This window comes from Klebsiella sp. M041 (assembly GCF_059759695.1).
This window is the reverse complement of sequence record NZ_JCAXWU010000006.1, coordinates 84,393-102,679: the sequence shown is the minus strand read 5'-3', so window position 1 is coordinate 102,679 and position 18,287 is coordinate 84,393. Positions and strand designations below refer to the sequence as shown.

Annotated in this window: 20 protein-coding genes; 13 read left to right on the top strand and 7 right to left on the bottom strand. The window is 60.1% G+C overall.

Annotation, left to right across the window (positions count from 1 at the left end):
• The first annotated feature begins 6 nt into the window (after nt 1-6).
• From AC6CWS_RS09475 to patD, 4 genes are read left to right on the top strand one after another with little or no spacing between them, the layout of a single operon-like run.
• A complete protein-coding gene (locus AC6CWS_RS09475; protein ID WP_004202778.1) occupies nt 7-1,020 on the top strand; it encodes an ABC transporter ATP-binding protein in 1,014 nt (337 codons plus the stop codon).
• 1 nt (nt 1,021) lies between these two features.
• Nucleotides 1,022-1,951: an ABC transporter permease gene (locus AC6CWS_RS09470; RefSeq protein WP_065881571.1), complete on the top strand. Its 930-nt coding sequence runs from the start codon at nt 1,022-1,024 to the stop codon at nt 1,949-1,951.
• On the top strand, nt 1,941-2,747 hold the full coding sequence (locus AC6CWS_RS09465) for an ABC transporter permease (RefSeq protein ID WP_065881573.1): 807 nt from the start codon (nt 1,941-1,943) through the stop codon (nt 2,745-2,747). The genes AC6CWS_RS09470 and AC6CWS_RS09465 overlap by 11 nt, the downstream gene beginning before the upstream one ends.
• A gap of 22 nt (nt 2,748-2,769) precedes the next feature.
• Nucleotides 2,770-4,197 (top strand): aminobutyraldehyde dehydrogenase, encoded by a 1,428-nt coding sequence (gene patD / locus AC6CWS_RS09460; protein WP_065881574.1) that lies wholly within the window; start codon nt 2,770-2,772, stop codon nt 4,195-4,197.
• Nucleotides 4,198-4,538: 341 nt separating this feature from the next.
• Here the strand turns inward: patD and AC6CWS_RS09455 are convergent, their stop codons facing one another.
• Complete coding sequence (locus tag AC6CWS_RS09455; protein ID WP_004175940.1) at nt 4,539-4,661, bottom strand: small membrane protein; 123 nt, start codon at nt 4,659-4,661, stop codon at nt 4,539-4,541.
• Between the two features lie 487 nt (nt 4,662-5,148).
• Here AC6CWS_RS09455 and AC6CWS_RS09450 point away from each other — a divergent pair, with 487 nt between their 5' ends.
• Entirely contained in the window at nt 5,149-5,400 is a 252-nt protein-coding gene (locus AC6CWS_RS09450) for a hypothetical protein (protein WP_032453085.1), read from the top strand.
• A gap of 51 nt (nt 5,401-5,451) precedes the next feature.
• Here the strand turns inward: AC6CWS_RS09450 and yncL are convergent, their stop codons facing one another.
• Nucleotides 5,452-5,544 (bottom strand): stress response membrane protein YncL, encoded by a 93-nt coding sequence (yncL, locus tag AC6CWS_RS09445; RefSeq protein WP_002906891.1) that lies wholly within the window; start codon nt 5,542-5,544, stop codon nt 5,452-5,454.
• Between the two features lie 195 nt (nt 5,545-5,739).
• On the opposite strand from yncL, the gene AC6CWS_RS09440 reads away from it, so the two are divergent.
• Both AC6CWS_RS09440 and AC6CWS_RS09435 read left to right on the top strand, forming a co-directional pair.
• On the top strand, nt 5,740-5,913 hold the full coding sequence (locus tag AC6CWS_RS09440; protein WP_004202771.1) for a GhoT/OrtT family toxin: 174 nt from the start codon (nt 5,740-5,742) through the stop codon (nt 5,911-5,913).
• Nucleotides 5,914-6,001: 88 nt separating this feature from the next.
• Entirely contained in the window at nt 6,002-6,751 is a 750-nt protein-coding gene (locus AC6CWS_RS09435) for an alpha/beta fold hydrolase (protein WP_065881576.1), read from the top strand.
• A gap of 13 nt (nt 6,752-6,764) precedes the next feature.
• On the opposite strand, the gene AC6CWS_RS09430 is transcribed toward AC6CWS_RS09435, so the two are convergent.
• Nucleotides 6,765-8,198 carry an aldehyde dehydrogenase gene (locus tag AC6CWS_RS09430; protein ID WP_065881578.1) on the bottom strand — a complete coding sequence of 478 codons (1,434 nt, stop codon included), beginning with the start codon at nt 8,196-8,198 and terminating at the stop codon, nt 6,765-6,767.
• Between the two features lie 269 nt (nt 8,199-8,467).
• Here AC6CWS_RS09430 and AC6CWS_RS09425 point away from each other — a divergent pair, with 269 nt between their 5' ends.
• Entirely contained in the window at nt 8,468-10,066 is a 1,599-nt protein-coding gene (locus tag AC6CWS_RS09425; RefSeq protein WP_023289890.1) for an ABC transporter substrate-binding protein, read from the top strand.
• Between the two features lie 16 nt (nt 10,067-10,082).
• Nucleotides 10,083-10,316, top strand: a complete 234-nt coding sequence (locus tag AC6CWS_RS09420; protein WP_023289889.1) for a YdcY family protein — start codon at nt 10,083-10,085, stop codon at nt 10,314-10,316.
• An 8-nt stretch (nt 10,317-10,324) separates the two neighbouring features.
• Here AC6CWS_RS09420 and AC6CWS_RS09415 read toward each other — a convergent pair whose 3' ends face one another.
• Nucleotides 10,325-10,774, bottom strand: a complete 450-nt coding sequence (locus AC6CWS_RS09415; protein ID WP_023289888.1) for a DMT family transporter — start codon at nt 10,772-10,774, stop codon at nt 10,325-10,327.
• Nucleotides 10,771-11,289, bottom strand: coding sequence for a GNAT family N-acetyltransferase (locus AC6CWS_RS09410; RefSeq protein WP_023289887.1), 519 nt, complete (start codon nt 11,287-11,289; stop codon nt 10,771-10,773). The genes AC6CWS_RS09415 and AC6CWS_RS09410 overlap by 4 nt, the downstream gene beginning before the upstream one ends.
• A 162-nt stretch (nt 11,290-11,451) precedes the next feature.
• Here AC6CWS_RS09410 and AC6CWS_RS09405 point away from each other — a divergent pair, with 162 nt between their 5' ends.
• Together AC6CWS_RS09405 and curA are read left to right on the top strand one after the other, a co-directional pair.
• Nucleotides 11,452-12,033: a helix-turn-helix domain-containing protein gene (locus AC6CWS_RS09405; RefSeq protein WP_023289886.1), complete on the top strand. Its 582-nt coding sequence runs from the start codon at nt 11,452-11,454 to the stop codon at nt 12,031-12,033.
• A 65-nt stretch (nt 12,034-12,098) separates the two neighbouring features.
• Entirely contained in the window at nt 12,099-13,136 is a 1,038-nt protein-coding gene (gene curA / locus AC6CWS_RS09400; RefSeq protein ID WP_044523497.1) for an NADPH-dependent curcumin/dihydrocurcumin reductase, read from the top strand.
• Between the two features lie 62 nt (nt 13,137-13,198).
• Here the strand turns inward: curA and rihA are convergent, their stop codons facing one another.
• Nucleotides 13,199-14,134, bottom strand: a complete 936-nt coding sequence (rihA, locus tag AC6CWS_RS09395; protein ID WP_023289884.1) for a pyrimidine-specific ribonucleoside hydrolase RihA — start codon at nt 14,132-14,134, stop codon at nt 13,199-13,201.
• A gap of 277 nt (nt 14,135-14,411) precedes the next feature.
• Here rihA and AC6CWS_RS09390 point away from each other — a divergent pair, with 277 nt between their 5' ends.
• Nucleotides 14,412-14,711, top strand: coding sequence for a DUF406 domain-containing protein (locus tag AC6CWS_RS09390; protein WP_020481014.1), 300 nt, complete (start codon nt 14,412-14,414; stop codon nt 14,709-14,711).
• 68 nt (nt 14,712-14,779) lie between these two features.
• Here AC6CWS_RS09390 and pqqU read toward each other — a convergent pair whose 3' ends face one another.
• Nucleotides 14,780-16,885 carry a TonB-dependent receptor PqqU gene (gene pqqU / locus AC6CWS_RS09385; protein WP_167878904.1) on the bottom strand — a complete coding sequence of 702 codons (2,106 nt, stop codon included), beginning with the start codon at nt 16,883-16,885 and terminating at the stop codon, nt 14,780-14,782.
• 257 nt (nt 16,886-17,142) lie between these two features.
• Between pqqU and yncE the strand changes: the two genes are divergently transcribed.
• On the top strand, nt 17,143-18,204 hold the full coding sequence (yncE, locus tag AC6CWS_RS09380; RefSeq protein WP_065881585.1) for a 7-bladed beta-propeller protein YncE: 1,062 nt from the start codon (nt 17,143-17,145) through the stop codon (nt 18,202-18,204).
• The last annotated feature ends 83 nt before the right edge of the window (nt 18,205-18,287 follow it).

Genomic DNA, 18,287 nt, shown 5'->3' with positions numbered 1-18,287 from the left:
CAAACAATGACGTACGCGGTCGAGTTTCAGAATGTATCGCGCCTGTATGGCGATGTGCGGGCGGTGGACGGGGTCAGCATTGGTATCCGCGACGGCGAGTTTTTCTCCATGCTGGGACCTTCGGGCTCGGGGAAAACCACCTGCCTGCGGCTGATTGCCGGTTTTGAGCAGCTCTCCGGCGGCACCATCCGGATCTTCGGTCAGCCGGCCAGCGAGCTGCCGCCCTGGCAGCGGGACGTCAATACCGTGTTCCAGGACTATGCGCTGTTTCCCCATATGTCGATCCTCGACAATGTCGCTTACGGCCTGATGGTCAAAGGCGTGGCGAAGAAAGCGCGCCATGCCCGCGCCCAGGAGGCGCTGGAGAAGGTGGCCCTCGGTTTTGCGCACCATCGCAAGCCCTCCCAGCTCTCTGGCGGTCAGCGGCAGCGGGTCGCCATCGCCCGGGCGCTGGTGAACCAGCCGCGGGTGCTGCTGCTCGACGAGCCGCTGGGCGCCCTGGATTTAAAGCTGCGCGAGCAGATGCAGGTGGAGCTGAAAAAGCTGCAGCAGTCGCTGGGGATCACCTTCATCTTCGTCACCCACGACCAGAGCGAAGCGCTGTCGATGTCCGATCGCGTGGCGGTGTTTAACAACGGGCGCATTGAGCAGGTGGATGCCCCGCAGGATCTTTATCTGCATCCGAAGACTGCCTTTGTCGCCGGTTTTGTCGGCACCGCCAACGTCTTTGAGGCCGAGGCGGCCCGACGGCTCTGCGGCCTGGCGGGCTGCTGGTCGCTGCGCCCGGAACATGTTCGCCTGCAGGGCGGCGGCGAAGTGCAGGTGCAGGGCGTGGTGCAGGCGGTACAGTATCAGGGGGCGGCAACGCGGATCGAGCTCCGGCTGGCGGATGGCGACAAGCTGCTGGTCAGTCAGGCCAATATCGACGGCGCGGCGGCGGCGAGCGTTCCGCGAACCGGGCAAACGGTGCAGGCGTCATGGTCGCGCGCGGCGATGACCCCGCTGGAAAGCGGAGGCTGAGATGACCATGGCGATTGTTCTTGCGCAGGCCGGACGCGTATCGGGGATCTTCTGGCGCCGGCCGGCGCTGGGCCTGTTTTTGCTGCTGCTTGGGCCGTTGATGTGGTTTGGCATCGTCTACCTGGGATCGCTGCTGACCCTGCTGTGGCAGAGTATCTATACTTTTGACGACTTCACCATGTCGGTGACCAGCGACTTCACGCTGGCCAATCTGCAGGCGCTGTTCAACCCTGCCAACTACGATATTATCGTTCGCACCCTGGTCATGGCGCTGTGCGTGACGCTGGCCAGTGCCCTGCTGGCGCTGCCGATGGCCTGGTATATGGCGCGCTACACCAGCGGCAAAATGAAGGCCTTCTTTTATATCGCGGTCATGCTGCCGATGTGGGCCAGCTATATCGTCAAAGCCTACGCGTGGGTGCTGCTGTTGGCCAAAGATGGCGTGGCGCAGTGGTTCCTCGGCCATCTCGGGCTGGAAGGGGCGCTGAACGCTCTGCTGACCATCCCGGCGGTGGGCGGCAACACCTTATCCACCTCCGGACTCGGACGCTTCCTGGTCTTCGTCTACATCTGGCTGCCTTTTATGATCCTGCCGGTGCAGGCGGCGCTGGAGCGTATCCCGGGCTCTTTGCTGCAGGCCTCGGCCGATCTTGGCGCCGCCCCGCGGCAGACCTTCCGCTACGTGGTCCTGCCGCTGGCTATTCCCGGGATTGCCGCCGGGTCGATCTTCACCTTTTCGCTGACGCTGGGCGATTTTATCGTGCCGCAGCTGGTCGGCCCGCCGGGGTACTTTATCGGCAATATGGTTTACTCGCAGCAGGGGGCGATCGGCAATATGCCGATGGCGGCGGCGTTTACCCTCGTGCCGATCGTGCTGATTGCCCTTTATCTGGCGTTCGTGAAACGTCTGGGAGCCTTCGATGCACTCTGAACGCGCACCCTGGTATCTGAAACTGGCGACATGGGGCGGGGTGGTCTTTCTCCACTTTCCGCTGCTGATCATCGCCATCTATGCTTTTAATACGGAAGATGCCGCCTTCAGTTTTCCGCCGCAGGGGCTGACGCTGCGCTGGTTCAGCGAGGCGGCAGGGCGCAGCGATATTCTGGAGGCAGTGACGTTGTCACTTAAAATTGCCGCCCTGTCGACGTCCATTGCCTTAGTGCTTGGCACGCTTGCTGCAGGAGCCCTGTGGCGGAGCACCTTTTTTGGTAAGAACGCGGTGTCGCTACTGCTGCTGCTGCCCATCGCCCTGCCGGGGATTATTACCGGCCTGGCGCTCCTGACCGCCTTTAAAGCGGTCGGCCTTGAGCCTGGGCTGCTGACCATCGTGGTGGGGCACGCGACCTTCTGCGTGGTGGTGGTGTTTAACAACGTCATCGCCCGCTTCCGCCGGACCTCCTGGAGCCTGGTGGAGGCCTCGATGGATTTGGGGGCGACCGGCTGGCAGACCTTTCGCTACGTGGTGCTGCCCAATCTGGGATCGGCGCTGCTGGCGGGCGGGATGCTGGCATTCGCCCTGTCATTTGATGAAATCATCGTCACGACTTTTACCGCGGGGCATGAGCGAACTTTGCCGCTGTGGTTACTGAATCAGCTGGGGCGGCCGCGAGATGTGCCCGTCACCAACGTTGTCGCGCTGTTGGTGATGCTGGTAACAACGATACCAATCTTAGGGGCCTGGTGGCTCACCCGCGACGGCGATAACGTCGCCGGAAACGGGAAATAAAACCATGAAACAGGATAATGCTATGCAACACAACCTCTTGATAAACGGTAAGTTAGTGGCAGGTGAAGGCGAGAAGGTGCCGGTATACAACCCTGCGACCGGCGATGTGATCCTGGAGATTGCCGAAGCGACAGCGGCCCAGGTGGATGCCGCCGTTGAGGCGGCGGATCGGGCGTTCGACGCCTGGAGCCAGACGACGCCGAAAACGCGCGCGGAATGTCTGCTGAAGCTGGCGGATGCCATCGCGGCGCAGGCGGAGAACCTGGCGCAGCTGGAGTCGCTGAACTGCGGCAAGCCGCTGCACTGCGTGCTTAACGATGAGATGCCGGCCATTGCGGACGTTTTCCGCTTCTTCGCCGGCGCCGCCCGCTGCCTGCCGGGAATGGCGGCCGGAGAGTATCTGGAAGGGCATACCTCGATGATCCGTCGCGACCCGGTGGGCGTGGTGGCCTCCATCGCGCCGTGGAACTATCCCCTGATGATGGCGGCCTGGAAGCTGGGCCCGGCGCTGGCGGCAGGCAACTGCGTGGTGATAAAACCCTCCGAGATCACCCCGCTGACGGCGCTGAAGCTGGCAGAGCTGGCAAAAGATATCTTCCCGGAAGGGGTGGTCAACGTACTGTTCGGCCGCGGCAAAACGGTGGGCGATCCGCTGACCGCCCACGCGAAGGTGCGAATGGTTTCCCTGACCGGGTCGATTGCCACCGGCGCGCATATCATCGGCCATACCGCCTCGTCGATTAAACGTACCCATATGGAGCTGGGCGGTAAGGCGCCGGTCATCGTCTTTGACGACGCGGATATCGATGCGGTGGTGGATGGCGTTCGGACCTTCGGGTTTTATAACGCCGGCCAGGACTGTACGGCCGCCTGCCGGATCTACGCCCAACAGGGTATTTATGAGCAGCTGGTGGAGAAGCTCGGGGCGGCGGTGGCCAGCCTGAAAATGGGGGCGCCGGAGGATGCCGCCACCGAGCTGGGACCGCTGAGCTCGCTGGCCCATCTTGAGCGCGTTAGCGCCGCGGTGGAAGCCGCCAAGGCGCTACCGCATATTAAAGTGGTGACCGGCGGCAATCGGGCGGACGGCGCGGGCTATTATTTCCAGCCGACGCTGCTCGCCGGCGCCCGGCAGGAAGACGCCATCGTGCAGCGCGAAGTGTTTGGCCCGGTGGTCAGCGTGACGCCTTTCAGCGATGAAGCGCAGGCCCTGAGCTGGGCAAATGACTCCCAGTATGGTCTGGCCTCTTCGGTGTGGACGAAAGATGTTGGCCGCGCCCACCGGCTCAGCGCCAGGCTGCAGTACGGCTGCACCTGGGTCAATACCCACTTTATGCTGGTGAGTGAAATGCCGCATGGCGGCCAGAAGCTGTCGGGCTATGGGAAAGACATGTCGATGTACGGCCTTGAGGATTACACCGTGGTCCGCCATGTGATGGTTAAACATGGCTAACGGATTGACCCATAAGCGGCAACGAATGATTACGCAATGGGTGTGTTAGTTCGCTAATAGTCACGATGGCAAAAATGGTTAAAACTCGCGGCGGGGAATGTGAGATTATTCTGATACCCCTTCAAGAGCTAAGCCATCGTGAGTGCCGGAGATAAGCGCCGGATGGGGTTCGCCAGTCACCCTGGGCGCGTCGCGCCCGGCGGGTGAGGCGGCAACGTCGCGGTTTGCGACCCAATACCGGCCCCTGCCTGATGGCAGGGGCTTTTTTTATGTCCGCACTAAGCCAGGAAGAGGAGTATGCCAGCGATGCTGGCGCAGGAAGGAAATCGCGTTAACCGTGTTCAGCGCTTGGTTTTTTTGCTCGGCAAGCTGGCGCTGCGACGGTCCCGTATATAGGAAATAAGATTATACACCGCCGCGACCAGCAGGATCAGCGCGATGACCAGGGTGATGATTCCGGACATATCCACCTCGAAATAGAAAAGCGCACAGCGCTAAAAACATTACCAATAGTTATGAATGTAAGTATTCTCTCAAGAGAAGGCAAATGATATTTGTTGTCATTTAGCGCTATTAGGGGCCCTCGCCAGCGAGGCCTGACATGAAAAGGTTAAGTTACAACGGCTTGTAGCCGCCTTTTATCTTATTAAGATCCAGCGCCTGCGCGGTATATCGCATTTTCGGCCAACGCGCGATAATCTTTTGGTTTGCGATTGGCGAAATATTATCTTTATCAGACGAATCAGATTGCGCTGAACAGAAACTATTTCACGACGATAAATAAGGCTTTTATATTTACGGTTAACGGGTAATATTTATTCGCAATATTTAATAACCGGCGCGTCAATCCGCCATACGCGCCAGCGCGGTGGCGCACGCTCCCGGGTTTGACTTTCCGCCGCCGCTCATGCGATCATTTCACGCATATTCGGTTTTAACGTTGATGTCGCTGTGAAAATTTTTGCTTTTATTCTGCTGGCTGTCGGCACCGTGGCGCTGAGCTATGGTAACGCGCCAGCAAAACGTATTCAGGGCTGTGAGAGCGCGGGAGTGGGGCAGGCCGTTTGCGCCGCCGCCGAATGGGATAGTGAGAAAGTGAATGTTTTGCCTCATTATAACCCTGCACTAAACAAGGTTATTTTCGCAGGCCACTCAGCCCGTATTGTTTATGACCCTAATATAGGCGCGAGCCTCCGCACGTAAAAAAGCAGCCCAGAGGGCTGCTTTTTTAGGTTTCGTTGCTGAGTAAAATGATTAAAACCAGCCAAATCTCACTGACAGCAGGCTGATAAGCGCGAACGCGGCGCAGACATTAATCATAACGACGGTCTTGCTGGAGACATCCATAACGCCACCTTAATGAGTAAGTCCCTAAAGGTATAGTACGGCGGGCGCGGTTGCGCTATCGGATTAAGACGAATCGGGCTTTGTTCTGAATATTCAGCCCGATTCTGAATTTGTTATACAGGTATCTCTGAATCACGACGTCATGGCAGATAATTATCCCACCATGGAACGCTCCTCAGGGAAGGAAAACGAAGAATGACGTTATATCAAAAAATGTTGGTGTTTTACGCCATTATGGGCGTGATCTGCGCCGTAATTAGCTGGTTTTTAACCAAAGAGAGTTGGGTGATCCGCCTGCTGGCGGCCCTGTTGATCGGCGCCACCTGGCCGTTCAGCTTCCCGATGGCGCTACTCGTCTCGCTGTTTTAACGCTCCGGCGGCGGACGACAGAAAAGGGTGGCGGCAAGGATAAGGTTACTGTATAAAAACACAGTAACCTTATCATGGAGGCAAACAGGTGAACGGTTTCTTTTCGTCCGTCGCAGGCGCCACATTGCGCTGGCTCGATCTTCCGGGAGAGGGGCTTCCGCTGGTGTTTATCCACGGCCTCGGCTGCGCGTCATCTTACGACTATCCCCGCGTCGCCAGCGCCCCCGCGCTCAACGGGCGGCGCAAAATACTTATCGATCTACCGGGCTTCGGCTATAGCGATAAACCGCACGACTTTAGTTACAACATACATAGCCAGGCGCAAACGGTGGAGCAAGTCCTCGACCACCTGCGCCTGCAGCGCTTCGCGCTGTACGGGCATAGCATGGGGGGAAGCATCGCCATCGAAGCGGCAGGGTTGCTGGCGGAGCGGGTGACCACGCTGCTGGTTTCTGAACCCAACCTGTTCGCCGGAGGCGGCGAGTACAGTAGGCGCATAGCGGCGCAGTCAGAGGCGGCCTTTATGGCCGAAGGTTACGCCAGGATGCTGGCGGAAGAGCGCTCGCCCTGGGCCGGCTGTTTGCAAAACAGCGCCCCCTGGGCCGTCTGGCGAGCCGCCAGCAGCCTGATACACGGCAGCGACACCCCCTGGTTTATCCAGCTCTGCCAGCTGCGCTGTCAGAAGGTGCTGATCGTCGGCGAGCAGTCGCTCCCTTATGCGGATATCGAACGGGTAGAGGCGCAAGGGATCCCGGTCGGGATTGTGCCCCACGCGGGGCACTCGATGGCGTGGGAAAACCCGGAAGGGCTGGCGCAGCTCATCGCCAGCCACGGCTAAGGGGGAGTCAGCGTCAGAATGGCAGTTCGCGAGGCTGGGTCTGGAGCGTTATCCAGCGCAGCTCGGTAAATTCCGCAATCCCGGCCCGACCGCCGAACCGGCCATAGCCGGAGGCTTTGCAACCGCCAAACGGCATTTGCGCTTCATCATGAACGGTTGGACCATTGATATGGCAGATGCCGGTTTGCAGACGTTGCGCCAGGTTCCACGCTCTGGCGCTGTCGCGGCTGTAGACCGCAGCGGAAAGGCCATAGTCGCTGTCGTTGGCTACCGCCAGCGCCTCTTCGTCGTTATTAACGCGAATAATCGCTTTTACCGGGCCGAAGGACTCTTCGTTCCACAGCCGCATCTCGCGGGTGACGCCGTCCAGCAAGGTAGGCGCCATGTGGGTATCGCTGGCTTTGCCGCCGGTCAGCAGGCGGGCGCCTTTGGCTAAGGCATCGTCGATTAACGCGTTGCAGCGGGTGACGGTGTTCATGTCGACCACCGGGCCGGTCAGGCTGGCGGGGAGAGAAGCGGCGCGCCTGGTCAGCAGAGGGATAAAGCGCTCCGCCACGGCGTTGTCGACAATAATGCGCTCGGTGGACATGCAGATCTGTCCGGCGTTGGCGAAGGCGCCAAAAATGGCGCCCGCCGCCGCCTGCTCAATGTCGGCATCGTCGAGGACCAGCAGCGGCGCTTTGCCACCGAGCTCCAGCACCGCCGGTTTCAGATACTGCCCGCAGGTGCGGGCGATAATCCGCCCCACCGGTGTGGAGCCGGTAAAGTTGACGCGCCGCACCGCCGGATGGGCGATCAGCGACTCCACCAGCGCCGGCGCGTCTTGAGGCGCGCAGGTGAGATAGTTCACCACGCCCGGCGGGAAGCCCGCCGCGTCGAGGGCGTCGATAATCAATCCTTGTGTAGCCGGGGAGAGCTCAGCGCCCTTGAGGATCACCGTGTTGCCGCAGGCCAGCGGCGTCGCCAGCGCCCGGGTGGCAAGGATCAGCGGCGCGTTCCACGGCGCCATGCCCAGCACCACGCCGGCACCCTGGCGGACCCCCATCGCCAGATTGCCCGGCACGTTGGATGGAATGATCTGCCCTTCGATCTGGGTGGTCAGCGCCGCCGCTTCGCGCAGGATATCGGCCGCCAGATGGACGTTAAATCCCGCCCAGTGGGCGGTGGCGCCGGTCTCCGCCGCCATGGCGGCGATAAATTTAGCTTCCCGCAGCAGCATATGCTCCGCCGCGTCGAGCAGTAAGCGTCGCCGTTCCGCCGGGGATGTATCGCGCCACTGCGGGAAGGCGCTGGCCGCGGCCTCGACGCAGCGTTTACCGTCGACGAGGCTGGCGGCAGCGGCAACCGAGGCGACGTCATCGTGGGCAGGGTGGCGCCGGGTAAAGGTCCGACGGTCTTCGGCATCGTGCCACTGGCCGGCAATGTACAGATTGCAGGTGATTGTCATGGAGGTAACCTCTTATTCTGCGGTTCCTCCAGTGTACCGGTCGCGGCTGGCGGCGAGCGTGAGCGGGGCGGTTATCGCACATTTTTTTGCCGGAATTGTGCATAGCTCACAACATCCCAACCGTACCTGGTGCAAAAAGCAGCGCGACGCCGATTAAACCAGCAAATTCAGCGCGATTGGCATAAGGTGATAGCCATTGATTATTTGCCGGGGGCCAGGGGCTGTGCTGTTATTACGGTTCTTATAATCAATAATCAGGACTTATAACCATGTCTACAGGGAAAACCACGCTGGCGCTGCTGCTGAGCGCGCTGCTGCCGGCCAGCGCCGCATGGGCCGCGGGCAATGACACGCTGGTCTATTGCTCAGAGGCCTCCCCGGAGTCCTTCAACCCGCAGATCGCCAGCTCCGGCCCGTCGTTCGTCGCCAGCTCGCAGGTGCTGTATAACCGTCTGGTCACCTTTGACCCGGTGAAGAACACGCCGATCCCGTCGCTGGCCACCGAGTGGCATGTCTCTGAAGATGGCAAAACCTGGACCTTCACGCTGCGTCAGGGGGTGAAGTTCAACAGCAATAAATTCTTCAAACCGACCCGCGATTTTAACGCCGACGACGTCCTGTTTTCGGTACTGCGCCAGATGGATCCTCAGCATCCTTATCACAAGGTGTCGCAGGGGAACTATGAGTACTTCCACGACGTGGGCCTCGATAAGCTGATTAAGTCGGTTAAAAAGGTCGATGACTATCACGTCCAGTTTGTGCTCAATCAGCCGAACGCGGCGTTTCTTGCCGACTGGGGAATGGACTTCGCCTCTATTCTGTCGGCGGAATATGGCGAGGCGATGCTGAAGAAAGGAACGCCAGAAAACGTCGATAACTGGCCTGTCGGCACCGGACCCTATGCTCTGCAGCAGTACAAAGTGGATTCGCAAATCCGCTATATCGCCAATCCCCACTACTGGGAAGGCGAGGTGCCGACGAAGCACCTGATCTTCTCCATCACGCCGAACGTCGAGACCCGATTGGCTAAACTGCAGACTAACGAGTGCCAGATTATTCCGGCGCCTTCCCCGGTACAGTTCCCGGTGATCAAGGGCAATAACGATCTGACGCTGCACGCCGTCGAGGCGCTGAACGTCGGCTATCTGGCGTTCAACACCGAGAAAAAACCGTTTGATAATGTGCTGGTGCGCCAGGCGTTAAACTACGCTACCGACAAACAGGCCATCGTCAGGGCGGTGTTCCTCGATTCCGGTACGGTGGCGAAGTCGCCAATCCCATCCACCATGCTCGGGTATAAAAAAGACCTCCCGGACTACGACTACGATCCGCAGAAAGCGAAGGCGCTGCTCAAACAGGCGGGTCTGGAGCAAGGGGCGGAAGTGACCCTGTGGTCGATGCCGGTTCAGCGGCCCTACAATCCGAACTCAAAACGCATTGCTGAAATGATCCAAAACGACTGGGCGAAAGTCGGGGTGAAAGCGAAGATCGTCAGCTATGAGTGGGGCGAATACCTGGCCGGCATGCGTAAAGGCGAACACGACAGCGCGCTGTACGGCTGGATGTCAGACAATGGCGACCCGGACAACTTTGCCGGCACGCTGCTCAGCTGTGATAATATCCAGACCGGCTCTAACGCCGCCCGCTGGTGCGATAAGTCGTATGACGCGCTGGTGAAGAAAGCCCTGCTGGTGAGCGATCCGCAGGCGCGCGCCAAACTCTACGAACAGGCGCAAGAGATCTTTTACCAGCAGGCGCCGTGGATCACCCTGGCGACCGGCAAGACCTTCTATGCCACCCGCAGCAACGTCAGCGGCTACACTGTGAGCATGATGGGGAGCGATTTTTCCAAAGCGAAGCTGAATTAAGTGAAAGGAGAACAGAATGGCACATCTGGATGAGGTCATCGTTAAAGTCGATGACATCCTTGCCGAGGGCGTTATCGCGCATATGAATGAGCTGCTGATCGCCCTGAGCGATGACGCGCAGCTCAGTCGTGAGGAACGCTATACTCAGCAGCAGCGCCTGCGCACCGCCATCGCTCACCATGGGCGACAGCATCAGGAAGAGCAGGACGCGCGCCGCGAGCAGTTGACCAAAGGCGGCGCGATCCTCTGAACAGGCGCTCAGAACTGGCGTCTGGCCACCAGCCAGGCGCCCACCACCAGCATCACCGCGCCGCATAATGGCCCGATCAGCGCCCGCAGCGGTACGCCGTGGGCGCGAATTAAATCCATGATCAACCCGCCGACCAGCTGGCTGGCCACCAGTACCGCGATGGTGGTGGCTGCGCCCACGGTCTGATAGCCGCTGATGCTGGCGAAGACGAAAAAGGATCCCAGCATGCCGGGGATCAGCGTCCACCACTTCACGTTCAGGGCCAGCTCATGAAATCCGGCGACGCCCTGGCGCAGCAGCAACAAGGTCACGAAAATAACGATACCGACCAGCGAATTGAGCAGCATGGCGATGAGGATCGTCGACACCGACTGGGTGATGCGCACCATCAGGGTGTTCTGCACCACCAGGCCTACGCCGGCGGCCACCAGAAAGGCGAGGGTAAGCGACCCATTCATGCCTGGCCGTCCGGGTCCTGGCGCGCATCAAGCTGCAGTTGCATAAAGGTCAGATCCAGCCAGCGACCAAATTTGGTTCCCACCTGCGGCATCTGCCCGGTGGTGATAAAGCCCAGCGTTTCATGCAGGTGCAGCGAGGCGTGGTTCTGCGACTCGATCCCGGCGACCATCACATGTTTATTCAGCCGACGCGCTTCGGCGATCAAGGCGACCAGAAGTTTGCGGCCCAGACCTTTCCCCTGGTGCTCGGGGTGAACGTACACCGAATGCTCCACGGTGTGGCGAAAGCCGTCAAACGCGCGCCAGTCGCCAAAGGAGGAATAACCGGTGATGACGCCGTTTTCCTCACTCACCAGCACCGGAAAGCCTGCCAGCTGGCGGGCTTCAAACCATGCGATGCGGTTGTCGGTATCCACGGTTTTGTCATTCCAGATAGCGGCGGTATGCACGACGGCGTGGTTATAGATCTCGGCGATCGCCGCGCAATCGTCTTTAATGGCAGGGCGGATGGACATAGCAAACCTCAGTTTTTCGTACACTATAGTAGTACGATATTATTACAATAATGAACGCCACGCTGTCATCCGTTTTCAGCAAATTTTTTCCTGATGGGCCAGGGGTTATGCGGCCCGACGGGCGGTTGTGTAATGCCTGCGCGCACACTATAGTGTTACGTTATGAATACTATAGAAGACAACCTCAATCAGCGTATCAGCGCGCGCATCCGCATCGAGCGCGAATCCCGTGGCTGGTCGTTGAACGACCTGGCCGAACGGGCCGGCGCCTCGCGGGCGATGATCCATAAAATCGAGCGCGGCGAAAGCAGCCCGACGGCGTCGATGCTGGGCCGCCTTTCCGGCGCCTTCGGCATCAGTATGTCGACCCTGATCGCCAGGGCGGAAATGCAGGAAGGCAAGCTGCTGCGTTTTGCCAGCCAGCCGGTATGGCACGACCCGCAAAGCCACTATCTCCGCCGCCACGTTTCGCCGCGCAGCGATCTGCCCATTGACCTGGTGCAGATCGAGCTGCCGCCCGGCAGCGATGTGCCGATGCCGGCTTCGTCCTATGCGCTGGCCCGCCAGCTGATCTGGCTGCAGCGGGGCGAGCTGGTGTTCCTGGAAGGGAATACCCGCCACGAGATGCAGACCGGGGACTGTCTGGAGCTCGGCCCACCGAACGACTGCCGCTTTATCAATGAATCCGCAGAGACCTGCGTCTATCTGGTGGTGCGCCTTAATCAATCGCCATCCGGCTCTTAATGATAAAGCGCATTGCGCATAAAGCAGCTAGCCTCAGTACTGTCTGCTAACAAGAGGAGTTTGCTATGTCAGAACAACCGCAACGCCATCGCCGCTGGGTACTGGCTTCCCGTCCCCATGGTGAACCGACGGCAGAGCATTTCCGCCTGGAAGAGCGCGAGGTGCCCACCCCGGGGCCGGGTCAGGTTCTGCTGCGTACCGTTTATTTATCGCTGGATCCCTATATGCGCGGGCGGATGAGCGACGCGCCGTCCTATTCACCGCCGGTGGCCATCGGCGCGGTGATGGTGGGCGGGACCGTGAGTCGCGTCGTGACCTCGCAGCATGATGATTTTCAACCCGGCGACTGGGTGCTGGGCTACAGCGGCTGGCAGGATTATGAGCTTTCCGACGGCAGCGGGCTGGTGAAGCTGGGGGACAACCCGCAGCACCCGTCCTGGTCGCTGGGGGTGCTGGGGATGCCGGGCTTCACCGCCTACATGGGATTACTGGACATTGGCCAGCCGAAGCCGGGTGACACGCTGGTGGTCGCTGCGGCCACCGGGCCGGTGGGCGCTACGGTCGGACAGATCGGCAAAATTAAGGGCTGCCGTACCGTCGGCGTCGCCGGCGGCGCGGAGAAATGTCGCTATGCGGTTGACACCTTAGGCTTTGATGTCTGCCTTGACCATCGCGCGGCGGACTTTGCCGAACAGCTGGCCCAGGCCTGCCCGCAGGGCATTGACGTCTACTACGAAAACGTCGGCGGCAAGGTTTTTGACGCGGTGCTGCCGCTGCTCAACACCGCGGCGCGGGTTCCGGTCTGCGGACTGGTGAGCGGCTATAACGCCACCGGTCTGCCGGACGGGCCGGACCGTCTGCCGCTGCTGATGGCGACCATCCTCAAGAAACGCATTCGGATGCAGGGCTTTATTATCGGCCAGGATTATGGGCATCGGATCGCGGAATTCCAGCAGCAGATGGGGCGCTGGGTGCAGGAGGGTAAAATTAAATATCGCGAACAGCTGATCGACGGTCTGGAGCAGGCGCCGCAGGCGCTGATCGGCCTGTTGAAAGGTGAAAACTTTGGTAAGGTGGTGATCCGCGTGTCGGCGGATGACTAATACGCCGGGTATAGCCTGAACGCGCCTCTCTCCCGGCCGGGAAGAGAGGCGCTGCATGAATATCAGGCGTAAAAGGCTAACCGCTGGGCGAGCAGATCGACAAAGGCTTCGCGGTCCACATCCAGCATCAGGGTGGTATTGGGCGGATTGCCGGTCAGATGGTAGTAATCGACCACCGTCATCCCCTGGGTATATTTGCCTTCCGTTTCCACGCCGACCCAGCGCTCGATAGTGGTAAAGAGCTCCGGCTTGAGGAGCCAGGCGATGGTGCAGGGGTCGTGCAGCGGCGCGCCGTCGAAGCCCCACTTTTCGTCCTTATGGTAGGCCATAAAGAAGTCGAGCAGTTCGGCGACGATGGTCGATACCGGATTGCCAATCTGGCGGAATCGCTCAATATCCGCAGGAAGGATCTGCGCCCGGTGGGTGACATCCAGGCCTGCCATCACCACCGGGATCCCCGACTGAAAGACCATCTCCGCCGCCTGCGGATCGACGTAGATATTAAACTCCGCCGCCGGCTGCCAGTTGCCCAGCCCCATAGCGCCCCCCATGATCACGATGCGGGCGATCTTCGCGTGCAGCTCCGGATGGCTGGCGAGCAGCAACGCCACGTTCGTCTGCGGCCCGGTGGCCACCAGCGTCACCGGCTCCTGACTTTCGCGCAGCACCCTGGCCATCAGCTCGACGGCGGTGCAGTTTTGCGGCGCAAAGGCCGGCTCCGGCAGGTTCGGGCCATCCAGTCCGCTTTCCCCGTGCACGTTATCGGCAATGATCAGATCGCGCATTAACGGCTTCCACGCGCCGCCGGCGACCGGAATATCCGCGCGGTTCAGCAGGGTCAGCATACGCAGCACGTTGCGCAGAGTCTTCTCCGGGGTCTGGTTGCCTGCGGAGGCTGTGACGGCTTTCACCTCCAGCTCCGGCGAGGCGAGGGCGAGGACCAGGGCGATCGCGTCATCATGTCCCGGATCGCAATCAATCATTATCGGCAGTGCCATAGCAGCTCCTTGTTGGCGTTGTTCTGTGACCAGACTAACGCTGCGGCGCGAGGCAGACAAGAAAGTGTGCAGAATAGTGTGATGGCTAGCACGGTTGCAGGGGCAATCGCGCGGTGAGTCGCGGCGGTCCTGCATCATCATGCCTCGCCTTGCGATGGCGCAAGCTAGCGTCCGGCGCGGCGCGATAGAATAAAAATCGCTAATCCTTACGGATATTAATGGTTTGCTTTTCGGCGAGCGGATTCTTATCCTTAAGAAAACTCAAGAGGTTATGACGATGAAAGATGTAGTAGATAAATGCAGCACCAAAGGCTGCGCCATTGATGTCGGGACAATTATTGATAACGAGGACTGCGTCTACCGGGCTGAGAAGTTATTCCCGAGCCGCGAGGAAGCGGAGTCAACCGTAGCCGCCGTTCGCGAGCGTGCCGCCGCGGCGGCGCCGGCCAGTGAACCACCGCAGGTTGACTACACGCTCGCCGCCGCCGGCGACGAGGTGAAACTCGATCTGTCCATCGCCTTCTCCTGCCAGGCGGAAAAGATCATTTTCGAATTGTCCCTGAGAAACCTGCTTTAATCAGCGCCCCGGGCGCCAGCGCCTGAGGGTAACGCCTTCGCCCGCCGGTCCGCGGGCGAAGCCGGGCGTTACTCGAAGCGCCAGGCGAGGTTCAGCCCGATACCGTAGTTGCGTCCCGGCGCGGGCTCGTAGTAGCGTCCGTTGGACTCGTTAACGATGACGGACCCGACGTATTCGCGGTCGAACAGGTTGTCGACCCGGCCGAACAGATCCATATCCATCCTGCCATAGCTCCACTTATAGCCGGTCGTCAGGCCGACCACCGTCCAGGAAGGGGCTTTGGCGGTGTTTTCGTCATTCGCCATGATGTCGCTCATGTAGCGAATATCGCTCCCGGCGTACCAGCCCTGCTCCGGCTGATAGCCGAAGGAGGCATAACCCATATTGCGCGCGATCCCCGGAATACGGTTGCCGTTGCAGCTGGCGTCGCCGCAGACGTTAGTGCGATAGGTCGCATCAAGCCAGGTCCAGGCCGCCTTCAGGCGCCAGCTCTCGCCAAACTGCTGATCCAGTCCCAGCTCCATCCCCTGACGACGGGTCTTGCCGGCGTTTTTATAGCTGGTGCGCCCGCCGCTGCTGATGTCGACCACGATCTCATTATCGGTATCGGTCTGGAACAGGGCGGCGGTGAGCAACCCATTGCCGATCCGCGTCTTGCTGCCGATCTCCACCGTGTCGTTGGTGGAGGGCTTCAGGCCGAAGTTGAGACCGCTCTGGTTATCGGCGCGGTATGACAGCTCGTTAATGGTCGGCGTCTCAAAGCCGCGGCCAGCGGAGAGGTAGACGTTCCAGGCGTCGGTCAGGGCATACTTCAGCGAGCCTGCGGGCAGCCATTTGTGATAGCTGGCATCGCCGCTGTCGTCGCCATTGCCTGGGGTGATGTAGTAATCATTCGAGTCGAACCATACCGAGCTGTAGCGCACCCCGGCATCGAGCGAAAGTTTGTCGGTGAGCTGCCACTGGGTTTGCAGGTAAGGGTCGACGTTCCACATCAGGTTACGTTCGTTACGGCGTAGCGCGCCCTGTTCGCCATACTGCGGCGCGCCGTTGACCATCACAAAGTTTTCATAGCCCTTGCGGCGCTCGCTCATGTTCTCGTAGTCAAGACCGGCGGTCAGGGTGACCGGCACCAGCAGCTCGCCGCGATGGGTCAGCCGGGTATCGATCCCCTGGTAGTGGCGGGTGAGGTCGATCACCCCGCCGGCATGGCTCGGCTTCAGCTGCGGCGCGCGCGGGATCGACTGGTACTGGGTGGTTTCGCGTTCCCCGGCGTACATCATGACGCTGAGATCGTCCTGGGCGCTCAGCTGGCGCTCGTAGCGCAGGCCAGCCTGGGTCTGCCGGGTATCCTTGCGGGTATTATACTGGTCGCCGCGAGGCGACTGGCGCGGGTTATCGCGCCATTCATCGGCGGTTAAGCCGCCGGCGTCATTGGCTTTGATATCAACGCTGTTCAGCAGCAGCGTCAGCTTACTGACGTCGTTGATGCGCACCCCCAGCCGGGCGTTGGCCAGATTTTTGCGCGCGCCGCTGTGATCGCGATAGCCATGGGTGGTGAAGCGGTTAGTCGACACCGTGTAATCCACATCCCCTGCGTGGCTGCCGTCGCCAACGGCGCCGGTGGCTTTCATCCCGTAGTGCCAGGTGCCGAAGCTGCCATAGTAACTGCTGGCTTCCACGGTGGGCGGCTGGGTGCCGGTCTGGCTGGTGACATTGATCACCCCGCCGGACGAGTTACCGTAGAGGGCAGAGAAGGGGCCGCGCAGCACCTCGAGGGTGTCGACGCTACCGATATCGATATTGGAGGTCTGCCCCTGGCCGTCGGGCATGGTCGCCGGGATGCCGTCCACATAGATGCGCAGCCCGCGCACGCCGTAGGTAGAGCGGGAGCCAAAGCCGCGAATCGACAACTGCAGATCCTGGGCATAGTTTTGTCGGTTCTGCACCTGCAGGCCCGGCACGGCGCCCAGCGATTCAGAGAGGTTGACGCGCGGCGCGGCCTGGCGCATCTCATCGCCATTGACCACGCTGACGGCGGCGGGGGTATCCAGTTCAGAAACAGTGGTTGGCGCAGCGGTCACCACCATGGTTTGTTCATCGGCGGCCTGGGCGGCGGCGATGAGCGGCAGCAGCAGGGCCGGCAGGGCCGCGTGTCGCACGGATAGGATTTTCATCGATAGTACTCGGGAGACGAACCAAATGGAACATATGTATATATGTTACCCCGTTTGTAAAATATTTGAAAATTATTAACTGCCGTTGGTTAACGGATAGTGCTTCAGGCTGACGAATTTACCGGGCAACAACAATTAGCGCTCCACTTTGAGATGATTAATGATTACTATTCGCATTCAAAATAAGGCAGAGCCATGACTTTGCCGCCGGAAGCGATGTCGGGTCAGCACATACAGGTTCATCAAAGGGAGTCGTCATGTCATTACGTCAGTTTGCCGCGCCGCGTCTGCGCCATTCACTGTTATTCACTTCTCTGCTGCTGGCAGGCAGCTTTAGCGCCCACGCCGCGGAAGAGATGCTGCGCAAGGCCGTCGGGAAAGGGGCCTACGAAATGGCCTACAGCCAGCAGGAGAACGCGCTGTGGGTCGCCACTTCGCAAAGTCGTTCGCTGGACAAAGGGGGGATTGTTTATCGTCTTGACCCCACCACCCTCGACGTGACGCAGATTATTCACAACGATCTGAAGCCGTTTGGCGCCGCTATCAACCATGCCACCGGTACGCTGTGGTTTGGTAATACCGTCGACAGCACCGTCACCGCCATTGACGCCAAAACCGGCGCTGTGAAGGGGCGACTGGTGCTGGACGAGCGTCAGCGCAGTGAAACCGTGCGCCCGCTGCAGCCGCGCGAGCTGGCGGTCAATGAGCAGACCAACACTATCTACATTACCGGTCTGGGCAAAGAGAGCGTGATTTGGGTGGTGGATGGCGCTACCCTGAAGCTGAAAACGACGATTACCGGCACCGGGGCGATGGCCACCGGCCTGGCGATCGATCCGCAGGCGAAACGCCTTTATACCACCAATGCCGACGGCGAACTGCTGACCATCGACAGCGAGAGCAACACCATTGTGTCGCGCAAAAAATTGCTGGATGACGGCAAGGCGCATTTCTACCTTAACCTGAGCCTCGATACCGCCGGCCACCGCGCCTTTATTACCGACAGCAAGCAGCCGGAAGTGCTGGTGGTCGATACCCGCGACGGCAAAGTGCTGGAGAAAATCACCGCGCCGGAATCGCTGGCGGTGCTGTTTAACCCCACCCGCAACGAAGCCTATGTGACGCATCGTAAGGCGGGGGAAGTGAGCGTTATCGACGGCAAGAGCTATAAGGTGGTGAAGACCTTTAAAACGCCGACCCATCCCAACAGCCTGGCGCTCTCTGAGGACGGCAAAACGCTGTACGTCAGCGTGAAACAAGCATCCAGCCGTGAGAAAGAGGCCACGGCGCCGGACGATGTGATCCGCATCGCCCTGTAAGGTCCCGGGCGCGACGACCATCGTCACCGGTGGTTGCGCCCGGCATCTCACCCTCTGTTACAAACGCGTATTGGCCTGATAAA